This window comes from Verrucomicrobiota bacterium, from assembly GCA_037139415.1.
GTDB lineage: Bacteria > Verrucomicrobiota > Verrucomicrobiia > Limisphaerales > Fontisphaeraceae > JBAXGN01.
Genome location: JBAXGN010000065.1, coordinates 26,204 through 36,943, shown reverse-complemented (window position 1 = coordinate 36,943; position 10,740 = coordinate 26,204). Strand labels below are relative to the sequence as shown.

Below are 10,740 nucleotides of genomic sequence, written 5' to 3'. Positions count from 1 at the left end.
TTGCGCCAGGGATTTTTATTAAAAACCCGTCCCAGTGTCGAAAGTTCGGTTAGCCAATTCGGACGTCATCGGGTTGTGCTGGTTCTCAAGGACTGCGTATTGAGTGACGATTGGTTAGCAAGAATCAGTTGCCTCACTATGCCGCACCACGATACACCGCCAGAATATTCTCGGGTGGCACATCGGGTTGGAAGAGGTGTGCCGGACCGAGGATATACCCGCCACCGGACCCTAGTGTTTCACAGTAATGGCGCGCCTCGGCTTCGACTTGTGCTGGAGTGCCGTGCGGCAGAAGATGTTGCATATCCATCCCGCCGTGAAACGTCAAACGGTCGCCGAAATCGCGTTTTAGGCCCTCCGGTTGCATTTCCGGGCCGGTGGGCTGGATGGGGTCCAGCACATCCACCCCCAACTGGATGAGATCAGGAATAAACATCCGCACCGTACCACAGCTATGGAACATGGCCCGTCCGCCCAAGTGGTGGATGCGGTCCACTATCTCTTTCAAGTAGGGCGCAATAAACTGCCGGAACATGGCAGACGAGATCATTGGCCCGTATTGGGTTCCCAAGTCGCTGATGACGAGGTAAAGGTCTATGCGTCCACCGGTAATCTCGGCGGCGCGCGTATAATCCTCCAGGTAAAAATCGGTGAACTTGCGCCCGAGGAAATGAACCCATTCCGGACGCTCCGCCATGTCCAGAAACATGTCTTCCCAACCGCGCACCAACGCCGGGCGCTGCCAAATGTCGGCGAAACCGTAGAGCAACGCATGTTGCTCATAGCGTTGGCACTGTTCTTTGAGGCGCGAGCGGTCGAGGCAATCCGGCGTTGGCCAGTCGAACGCTTCCAGTTCCGCAAGACTGCGGGCATCTGCCAATGTACCCCGGGTATCTTCCCGCATTGGTCCCCACGGAGTCTGGTTATAGATGTAACGTTCACCCCAGTAATTTTGAAACACGCCGTTACCCAGAGCGCGCTCCGTTGGCGTGGGAGCTTCAAGATGCCGCACGTCCACGCCCAGTGAGTCGAGGAGCCGGTCCTTGTCCTCATGCCCAAGGTGGGCGAACAAACGTTTCATGGTGGGCGGTTCCGCCCAAAAGTCGCGCGGCGTGCGGTCCGGCTGTTCATGCCGCAAAGCGGCGAGGACGCGTTCGCGTGAGGTGATCATAAACGATCCGTGCAAGGGTTATTTGTCATACGACAAATCCGCTAAAATCAGCAAATCACCGGTCTTTATTGTCCAGCCACGCGCAACCGCAGCACGGTCACGGAATACGCCGGGAATGCGTGGGTAAAGCTGGTTCCCACAATATCCAGGTTGAACTCCCTGGCTGATACTTTTGCGGGCTCTTCCAGCGAATTCTCATCCTTGGGATCACCCGAGGTCAAGACCCAACCGCGCGCTGATTTTTCCGCGCCCTTGAGGCCACGCACTTCGACGGGCGCCGTAATCGCTTGCGCGCCGGTGTTGACCACCTTGAGAATTAACTCACGCCCATCGCGGGTAAACCCCGAGGTGGCGTACATGGTTTTCAACTGATTTTTCGAACTGGCTTCATGAATCAGTTTACCGTCCAGATAGCAACGGAGGAGGTGCCCTTTCAGCTCAATCTTAATGTCGTACCAGCGATTGTTTTCGATATGACCGGGAACACGCTCCGTCACAATGCCCGGCATTTCCAACCCGTGCTGCTTATTGCCCCAACCGCCAAGGTTCCACCAGGATTTTTCACGGTCATTCTGGGCACGAAACATGACCAGAAACCCCTCCGCACCACTGAGCTTCCGAGCCTTGAGCGTGAAGGTGTAATCTTTCCATTCGGTTTTGCCGACCGTGGCGCGCGCCTCGGTGCCCTGCCCCGCATAACGGAGGGTACCATCCTGAACCGACCAGTCGCCCTTCAGTTTCATGCCTTTGGCATTCCTGGAAAAATCCGATTCAAACAGCACCGTGCCATCTTCTTGCGCGACCTTCAGATCCTTGAACTCGGCCTGGGTATTCCAGGTGCCCACCCCCACCATGCCGCCAAGCGACGGCGCATCCATCAGGGGCGAATCCACCTCCGTGGGCAGCACCAAGTCCGCCCGGTGATTACCGAACAGCGCCTGCACATGATATGCCGGCGTACCGTAACACTTGACGGCATCAAACAGGATGGCGTTGGGATTCCAACCTTTCCAGCCCAGGCGTTCAAACAGCGGCGCGTACGAAGCCATGACCACCACGTCCCCGTTGCGCTCCATACCGGTCATGAACGCGGCTTCGCCTAGGGCCGCAATGAGGTTGCCCCGCCCTGCCCCGCGCGTCACCGCGTATTCGCCGACATACACCTTATGGGCGCTCCGATCATACTTATCGTATTTGGTCGCATTGTTCATGAAGAATTCAGGGGTGTTGTAATAATGTTCATCCACAATCTCCGGTGGCCGCGTGCCGGTGGGACGATAATCCACAATCAGATGCATCTCCGGGTAACGCTTTTTGATGGCATCATGGAACAGGGCGTAGCGCTCCACATACGCCGGACCGCCATTTTCGTTCCCGATTTCCAGGTACTTCAGATTAAACGGCGCAGGATGTCCGGCCTCGGCGCGACGCTTGCCCCAAGGGCTGTCCGCCGGACCATTGGCATATTCAATGGCATCCAGAGCGTCTTGCACAAACTCCTGCATCTGATCCATGGGGATGTTGTCCTTGTGCGCCATGCCGCAATTGATGACGAATAGCGGCTCTGCGCCCAAGTCTTCGCATAATTGAAAATATTCATGGAACCCAAGGCCGTGCATGGAACAATAGCCCCAACGATTCCAGAGGCTGCGTCGGGTGGCAATATCACCAATGGTTTCTTTCCAGCGATAGGCGTTTTTCATCTGGTCGCCTTCCACCCAGCAGCCGCCCGGGAACCGCACAAACCCAGGCTTCATGTTGGCCAGCATTTGCATCAGGTCGCTGCGCATGCCGTGGCCTTGCCAAGTGTCCTTGGGAAACAGCGACACTACATCGAGCCACAAGGTTCCCGGTGACGTGGTTGCCACTACCAGCCGCGCATTGCTATCGGTGCCAGTGGATGAAAGCCGGCAATCAAACTTCTTCCAAGCTACGCCAATGCCATGGATGACTTGCGAGGCGAGCACTGTGCCATCCAGCTTTTCCAAGCTGACGGTCAACGTGCCGGCAAAGCCGTTGCCGCCGCGCGCATGAAGCGAGCAGAGATACTCCGCGCCCTGCTTGACGGCAATGCCGGTGGCGGAATTCTGCACGCCCTCCTCGAACTTGGACATCCACGCCGCAGTATTGGTATCCTGCCGATAGGGCGCGCCCTTGAATCCGAAGTTGGCCACACCGGCCCGCGTGCCAGCCTTGGCGATTTCCAAGCGCAAGCTGGTCTGGTTGTTGGCATGGATCGGCTGCGATTGATCGAGGGCCATGGTGAGTTCCGCCCCGCCGTCTTTCACCAACGACCAAGCGAGCGGGATCGAGGCGTCTTCAAAGGAGCGGTTCTGCACCATCTCGGCGTAGATGCCGCCGTCGCCCGCCCGGTTGATCTCTTCGAAAAAGATGCCATACAGCAAGGGGCTGATGGCCAAACCGGGTTTGGAGGCGTCAATGGTGATGGCCCCCGGAGCGGCGTTCAGGGTCGCCATGGTGCCAAGGGACATCGCGAGCGTCAGTGCAAACCGTTTCATATTAATATGTGTTGTCGTTACGTTACACTGCTCATCCTATCGTTCCAGACGCAGCGGGTAAAGTCACATATCCATGCGACCACAAAATTTCCAATCCAATTTTCGCAATCCGCATTCTGCGGTCCGAAATTTGAAATCCAAGGCTTGGCTTTTTCCGCCCGACGCGCTATACACTCTGGTGTATGGCATATTCATTGGCAAATAAATGGATTCTCATCACCGGCGCCTCCAGCGGATTCGGCGCGGCAGCCGCCCGGGCCTTTGGAACTGCGGGCGCGCGGCTTTTGCTGGGTGCCCGGCGACTTGACCGGCTCGAACACGTTGCGGTGGAAGCGCGACAGTGCGGAGCGCCAGCCGCGCATTGCCATCCGCTGGATGTGACCAATACAACCAGCGTCAACGCCTTCCTTGCCTGGGTGAAAACGCTCACCCCTCGTCTGGATGTGCTCATCAACAACGCCGGCGGCGCCAAGGGATTGGACACCGTGGCCGAGGGCAAAGACACGGATTGGGAGTTCATGGTGCAATCCAACCTGCTGGGGGTTGTACGCATGACCCGCGCCGCGCTGCCCTTGATGCAGAACAACCCCGGCAGCAGCATCATCAACATCGGGTCCATCGCCGGGCGCGTGGCATACGAAGGCGGCTCGGTCTATTGCGCAGTCAAAGCCGGTGAACTTCAGATTACGCGTGCCCTGCGGCTCGAACTCTGCGGCACCGGCATCCGGGTATGCACAGTGGACCCCGGCTTCGCGGAAACAGAGTTCTCAATGGTCCGTTTTAGCGGCGATGCCGAGCGCTCACGGAAAGTCTATGAAGGCACGGAACCCCTGACGGGCGACGACATTGCCGAGACCCTGGTGTGGGTGGCCAGCCGTCCGCCCCACGTCTGCGTAGATGAACTCCTGATCAAATGCACCGACCAAGCGGCCATCCACAAAGTGCATCGCCGCAAGCCAACATCGTGATTGACTGGCACAAAACCCGATTTATGTCTGAAACCTGAGTTTAAGACAATAGGTTAACCGATAATTCCAATGAGCTTTCAAGATGAGACTAAGGCGCGCAGGATTTTGGGCGGCTGGCGAGACGCGAGCGAGGCGCATACCCGTAGCGGTCTGTAACGAGCGAGCAACGAAGCCAGCAGCTCAAAAGACCAGCGAATTAGTCTCATCTTGATAGCGATTTGGAATAAACATACGGAGGAATCCCATGAACACACCCCACGACATTGAATGCTGCCCCAAGTTTGATCCCCGCCCGTGGGAGGGCCGGGTGATCACTTGGGATAAGAAACCGTTTCTGCAAGCCCGCGTGCGCAGCTTCCTCCACATTCCCCTGAACTTCGGGTCCGTGATGAAGCAGAGCATGGCGATCATCGAAGCCGCCGGGGCCACTCCGGACGAGATGATTGTCTTGTCGGATGAGAAATCGCTCTGGGGCGCGGAGGTGTATATCGCGATCACGAAGGATATCCCGGGAGCACAGACCACCACATTGTCAGGAACCTACCTCACCAAAGTGTTTGAAGGCCCGTATCGGAACATGAGGAATTGGATCGAGGAAATGAAGTCCTTCGTGAAGAGCAAAGGGAAAAACCTTCAAAAACTATATTTCTTTTATACGACTTGCCCGAAATGCGCGAAACAGCACGGCAAGAACTACGTGGTTATTTTTGCCCGAGTTTGACCAAGGGTGTCCAAGCACTTGTTCGCTGGGGAATCACCAGCCACTGGGCGAGGCGGGCAGTATTCGCCTAACGAGGTTGGGGCAGTGTTGTTACGCTGAAAACTTCAGCGTGATAGGCCAGCCCGCGCGGCTTATACCATTTCCAGTTTGTAACTGCATCATTCAAACCGTTCAGGCTTATGCCTTGTCATCGTAGCGCAGGTTTCCAAACCTGCTGTGTCGCCGACTTCCCAGTCGGCATACCTTTAATTACACAACCACTCGCTGATTGGTAATAGTGCAATTGCATGATGAAAATGGTATTACTTGGCGCTCAGCGATTTAAACCGGATCGCTTGTTCCTGCTTGATCCAGCCGGCGCGTTGCGCCACATCGCGCACGTTCAACCAGTTGTCCTTGGTGCCGGTGATGGTGACTTCCGAGCCGTCCGGCAGGGCGAAGGCGGCCTTGGATTCTTCAAAGGGGCCCTGCCGGGCCTGAACGTCGCGCCCCATCACGATGGCGTCGTTGTCCTCGCGTTGGGCGGACGTTGCGACGAGCAGTCCCGCGAGCGCGGCGAGGAAGAGCAGTCCGCTGCCGAGGGTATAGGATCGCACTTGCCGTCGCCATTGGGGCATTGCCTGTTGCGCCGCAAGGAGGCCAACCCACACCCAGAATGGAATCATCACGAGGATGGCCCACTCGTTCAGGGTCAGGCGCTGGAGCAGCGCGGTGACGCCCTTGGGGCCGGCATCTTCCTTGCCGGTGACGGCTTTGCGCACAAAAAGGAGGTTGCCGCGGATGTCCGGGTCGCGCGGGTCAAGCAGTTCGGCTTGGCGATAGGCCTCAATGGCGCGCCCGGTTTGGCCGGCCTTGTAGGCGGCGTTGCCAAGGTTGAAGTAGAGCGCCGGAGCGGCCTGGCCGTTGGTCAGCAGGTTGCGATAGGCGGAGACCGCCGCGCTGTAGCGGCCCTGTTCGTAGAGTTTGTTGGCGGCATCGAATTCGCTACGGGCATCCGCCGCGCCAGCCGAGACGGCGGGCAGCAGGGCGAGCAGCAGCAGCGCCAAGGTTGGGGGCTTACCGTTGGCGGGAGCCAGGGCGGATTCGATGTCGGTCAGCGCCTTGGCCAAGGTGGTGACGACTGCCTGATATTCATGCGCGGAACGCAAGGGGGCGTATCGGGCCTGGTTGCAGGTCTGGAAGATCGTCTCCAATTCTTTGAGCAATTCGGGCGGCAGCCCCAGCGGACGCAAGCGTTCCTCGATCACGGCCTCGGTGATGGCGCTGGCGGGCAGGTCGAGCCGCTCGCCCAACCGTTCCTGCAACAGCCGGAAGACCAGGGCGAAGAAGTCCTCAGATTTCTTCTGTTCTGCCAAGGTCGGCAACTGCGCCAGCCCCGCCGTGATGATCTTGTTGACTTCGAGGCGGCGGCGCAGGCGCGGGTTGTTGGCCAGGTTATCCAATTGCCGACGGCGCAACCAGAAGCCCAGCCAGGCCAGAACCGGCAAAGTCTGCAAGCCCAGGAACCAAGGGCGGAACACCAGCGGAGGTTGGATGGGTGCCAAGGCGCCGAGTTGCGGTTTGATGGGCAGGATGTCCACGGTGTTAGTGGCCGTCTCGGCCATCACCATCGGTTGCGCGGTGGCCGAGGGGCGCACAATCAATGGAATGCGCGGTCCCAAGGCGGTGCGGAAGGTCTGGCTCTCCGGGTCGAAAAAGCTGAACTGGAACACGGGCAATTCCTTTAGCTCCGTGCTTTGCGGGACCACCACTTGCTCAAAGAATTTGCGACCACCCAAACCCTGGGCATCCGCATTCTCCACCTTGCTGGTGGGCGGGTAGATTTTGAACTCCTTCCAGCTATCGATCGAGGGCAGCGTGATGGTATCCAGGAAGGCGTTGCCGGTGACTTCCACCTTGAGCGTAACCGGATCACCGACCGCGATATTGGTGGGCCCGGCGCTGACGGCCACGTTAAAGAGGCCGATGGCACCGGAAAAATTGGGCGGCTGATTGGTGGTGGGCACGGACTTGCCGTTCAGCGCAATGGCATCCGCCTGCACGGCCACGGTCTGGTATTCCACGCCGCCGCCAAAGAAGGCGTCATCAAACGGCCAGTTGGCGCGCCGCCGGGGTGCGCCCGGTTTGGGAATATTCACCCGCATGGTGGTGGGGCCAAGCGTCAGCGGCCCCGGGCGGCTGGCCATCAAGTACGTCCTGAAGGCCAGCACTTGATACACGCGGCCATCGTACTGCACCCGGCCTTGCTGCGGTTGACCCAGCTTGCCCACCGTCAGCCCGTTCATTTCGTACTGGGGCGGTTCGCCGCCGTTCATTTGCTGGACGTACAAGCGCAGCTCCACCGGCAAGGTTTCGCCCACGTAGAGGTTGGTGCGGGGAATTTCCCATTTCAGGAAAACAACTTTCGAAATATCCGGCTGCCCATTTTTGGTGGCGTGCAATTTCAACGGCTGGGTGCCCATGGCCTGCCCGCCGACGCGCAGCACAAAGCTGGGCACCTGATACTCGCCCTCCTTCAGCGGCGTGATCACATAGGAGTAGGTAAGCAGTTGCGAAACTTGGCCGTTCACCATGTTGATCTGCGAGGAGGTGCCACCGAATTGAATGGTCAGATTGGGAACGCTCGGGATCGTCGGATCGGCATCGGGACGGCAATTCTCAAAGATGATCTGCAGCGTGGTGGATTGCCCGGGCGGCACGGTGTCCCGCTCCAGATTCATGGTCACGGGCGCGGCCAATAGCGCCATCCCTTGCAGGCAGAGCCATAGCATCAGCCGGCGGAATCCGCGATTCCACCCGGCCGTTCCCCTGCCCGTCCATCCCTTGCTATGTCCCTCAGTGTCAGACATGTAATAAACCCTATTCTTGTACGCCGTTTTGGACAGTGCAAGCCCGCACTTGTTCATTGGAAAACCTCATTGGGCCGGTTGGGAGAGGTAAAGCATCCACGGAAAGCCCACTCCCGCAACGAACACCAAGCCAATCGCGGCGAGGGCCAGCGCCATTCCCGTCAGCCGTCCTTCTGCCTTGTGGACCGTGCCAAAGGCCAGAATCCCAAGCATCAGCGGCCCGACGGAACCAAAAAAGCCAACAAACGACAGGAGCAGCATCACCCTGAACGCGCCCGGACTCCCGGCCAACCGTTCACCCAGTATGAACGGTTGGTATTCCAGCCAGGTGGTGAGGCACGCCAAAAGCAGGCTGGCCGCCGCCTGGCGGGAAAGCCGTGCGCCCCCCTGAGTCGGGAAGGATGTCGGCTGGTCCATCATTTCCGGTCTCTGTGCCAGCGCTTCCGCCCGTAATACCGCGCCAACATGGCGATGGGCGGCAACCGCAACGCCGCCACCATGATCTTATTGATCAGGCCGGGAATGACAACCACCTGATCCCGCGTCAACGCCTTCAACGAGATCGCCACGACTTCATCTGAGGTCATCCACAGCATGCCTGGGATGACTGAGCGGTCAAAGTTCTTGTACTCCGGGGTATCGTGAAAGCCGGTATGGGTAAAACCGGGGCAAAGCGCCTGCACCCGAACGCCCGTCGGCCGCAACTCCTCCGCGATGGTCCGGGAAAACGCGATCATCCACGCCTTGGTCGAGCCATACATGGCGCTCGTGGGGATGCAGGCAAACCCGGCAACGGAAGCAACATTAATGATGCCTCCCTGACGGCGTTCCACCATTTGCGGCAACGCGGCCCGCGTCAACCGGGCGGTTGCGACCACATGCACCTGGATCATGTTCAACTGCTTGGTGATGTCAATCTGGTGAAACACGCCACCCGACCCAAAGCCGGCGTTATTGATCAATAACGTCAAATCCTGACAGTCCTGAATGCGTTTGACCACCAGGGCAATCCCCGGTTCTGTCGCCAAGTCCGCCGCCAAGACCTCGGCGGTGACACCATGCTTTTGGCGAAGATCTCCGGCCACGGTTTGCAGCAGTGTTTCCCGCCGGGCCACGAGAATCAGGTTATATCCTCGCGCGGCCAAGTGGCGCGCGTAGAACTCCCCCAAGCCGCTGGACGCGCCCGTGATCAGGGCGGTTCCGGGTTTGGTGCGTGGTTGGTCATTCATGTGGTTATCCTCATTTTGCGGGCGGCGCGCTTTTGGGAAACCGCCGGCTGGCGAACTGCCGGAACGTGCCATCCGCGTTGCGCACGATGAAATACGCGGATACCTCGGGCTGGTTTTCGATGAAGGTCAGGCCGCGTTCCGGTCCCAGGGCATACGTGGCGGTGGCCAGCGCATCCGCCAACGCGCAATTCGTCGCGACAATCGAGACACTCGCCAGCGAATGAGTCAGCGGGCGTCCGGTGCGTGGGTTCAGGATATGCGCATACACCTTGTTCGTATGATCGCGAAAATACTTGCGGTAATTACCGGAAGTGGAAATGGCCAGATTGGACAACGGCACCACCATGCTGATGGCTTCCCCCGGCAGCGCGTCGAATTCCGGCACATCAATCCCGATCCGCCACGGGCCACCGCTGGGCCCGTACCCATGCACATACACTTCCCCGCTGATCGCGGCGTAAAAATTACTCACGTTATTGGCCAGGAGAATGCCAGCCATGGCATCCACCCCAAACCCCTTGGTGATTGCGCCCAGGTCCAACTGCAACCCGGCGATATCCTTAACCAACTCGTCATCTGGAGTGACCTTGACGTGTTGGGCTCCGACCCGTTGCATGGCTTGTTGGATTTCCGTATCCGGCGGCGGTTCGTGCCGACCACCTTTGGGGCCGAATCCCCACAGGTTGATCAGTGCCCCCAACGCGGGATCAAAGAAACCGTCGGATTGCCGGTTGATCTCCAGCGAGAGACGCATCACCTGCGCAAACTCGGCAGACACTTTGAACGGTTGGTTGGCTGCCGCGCGGTTAAACCGTGAAAGTTCGCTATCCTCGATATAATGGGACATCTGCCGGTTCAACTCGGTCAACCGATCCGCGATCCCCTTTTTCACCTGTTCCAACTGCGTGGGTGCCAGCGTGCAATCCACCGCCTTGACGAAATAAAACGACCCCATGGTTTCACCCTTCCACTGAATGGTTGGACGCGACTCCCCCGCCCATCCGGCGGCAGTCATGCCCAGACAGACGATGAGGAGGACCAAGATGTTGAACGTGCTTCCCTCAGCCGCAAAACAAACCTCCCCTCCCCAAGGGAGAGGATTGAGGTGAGACTTCCCCGAACAGAAGAATTTCGCTCTTTGAACCCATGAACCTGGAAGCGGGATGCACGGGGAAGCCCAACCACAAACGTAGGTGACGAGGTAACGAGTCTCAAATATGGTGGCGTGGGAAATTTTGGAGAAGAGTTTTGCTCTTCGTGAAAGTGGGGGTTCATGGGGAGGG

Annotated in this window: 8 protein-coding genes; 2 read left to right on the top strand and 6 right to left on the bottom strand. The window is 58.6% G+C overall.

Features of this window, described 5'->3' with window-relative positions; all coding sequences use genetic code 11:
• Positions 1 to 136 precede the first annotated feature (136 nt).
• Both WCO56_13135 and WCO56_13130 read right to left on the bottom strand, forming a co-directional pair.
• Positions 137 to 1,171, bottom strand: a complete 1,035-nt coding sequence (locus WCO56_13135; GenBank protein ID MEI7730514.1) for a uroporphyrinogen decarboxylase family protein — start codon at positions 1,169 to 1,171, stop codon at positions 137 to 139.
• A 65-nt stretch (positions 1,172 to 1,236) separates the two neighbouring features.
• Positions 1,237 to 3,690: an alpha-L-arabinofuranosidase C-terminal domain-containing protein gene (locus tag WCO56_13130; protein MEI7730513.1), complete on the bottom strand. Its 2,454-nt coding sequence runs from the start codon at positions 3,688 to 3,690 to the stop codon at positions 1,237 to 1,239.
• Between the two features lie 182 nt (positions 3,691 to 3,872).
• Here WCO56_13130 and WCO56_13125 point away from each other — a divergent pair, with 182 nt between their 5' ends.
• Together WCO56_13125 and WCO56_13120 are read left to right on the top strand one after the other, a co-directional pair.
• Complete coding sequence (locus tag WCO56_13125; GenBank protein ID MEI7730512.1) at positions 3,873 to 4,658, top strand: SDR family NAD(P)-dependent oxidoreductase; 786 nt, start codon at positions 3,873 to 3,875, stop codon at positions 4,656 to 4,658.
• A gap of 244 nt (positions 4,659 to 4,902) precedes the next feature.
• Positions 4,903 to 5,379 carry a hydrolase gene (locus WCO56_13120; GenBank protein MEI7730511.1) on the top strand — a complete coding sequence of 159 codons (477 nt, stop codon included), beginning with the start codon at positions 4,903 to 4,905 and terminating at the stop codon, positions 5,377 to 5,379.
• 302 nt (positions 5,380 to 5,681) lie between these two features.
• On the opposite strand, the gene WCO56_13115 is transcribed toward WCO56_13120, so the two are convergent.
• The 4 genes from WCO56_13115 to WCO56_13100 form a co-directional block, all read right to left on the bottom strand.
• Positions 5,682 to 8,228, bottom strand: a complete 2,547-nt coding sequence (locus WCO56_13115) for a BatD family protein (GenBank protein MEI7730510.1) — start codon at positions 8,226 to 8,228, stop codon at positions 5,682 to 5,684.
• A 66-nt stretch (positions 8,229 to 8,294) separates the two neighbouring features.
• Positions 8,295 to 8,648: a hypothetical protein gene (locus WCO56_13110; GenBank protein MEI7730509.1), complete on the bottom strand. Its 354-nt coding sequence runs from the start codon at positions 8,646 to 8,648 to the stop codon at positions 8,295 to 8,297.
• Positions 8,645 to 9,457, bottom strand: a complete 813-nt coding sequence (locus WCO56_13105; protein ID MEI7730508.1) for an SDR family oxidoreductase — start codon at positions 9,455 to 9,457, stop codon at positions 8,645 to 8,647. The genes WCO56_13110 and WCO56_13105 overlap by 4 nt, the downstream gene beginning before the upstream one ends.
• Before the next feature lie 10 nt (positions 9,458 to 9,467).
• A complete protein-coding gene (locus WCO56_13100; protein MEI7730507.1) occupies positions 9,468 to 10,499 on the bottom strand; it encodes an FAD:protein FMN transferase in 1,032 nt (343 codons plus the stop codon).
• Positions 10,500 to 10,740: the final 241 nt, after the last annotated feature.

Bases quoted from the DNA above. Each gene is read 5' to 3' on its own strand.
- WCO56_13130 (MEI7730513.1), bottom strand. From the start codon at position 3,690: ATGAAACGGTTTGCACTGACGCTCGCGATGTCCCTTGGCACCATGGCG.
- WCO56_13120 (MEI7730511.1), top strand. From the start codon at position 4,903: ATGAACACACCCCACGACATTGAATGCTGCCCCAAGTTTGATCCCCGC.
- WCO56_13110 (MEI7730509.1), bottom strand. From the start codon at position 8,648: ATGATGGACCAGCCGACATCCTTCCCGACTCAGGGGGGCGCACGGCTT.
- WCO56_13105 (MEI7730508.1), bottom strand. From the start codon at position 9,457: ATGAATGACCAACCACGCACCAAACCCGGAACCGCCCTGATCACGGGC.
- WCO56_13135 (MEI7730514.1), bottom strand. From the start codon at position 1,171: ATGATCACCTCACGCGAACGCGTCCTCGCCGCTTTGCGGCATGAACAG.
- WCO56_13115 (MEI7730510.1), bottom strand. From the start codon at position 8,228: ATGTCTGACACTGAGGGACATAGCAAGGGATGGACGGGCAGGGGAACG.
- WCO56_13125 (MEI7730512.1), top strand. From the start codon at position 3,873: ATGGCATATTCATTGGCAAATAAATGGATTCTCATCACCGGCGCCTCC.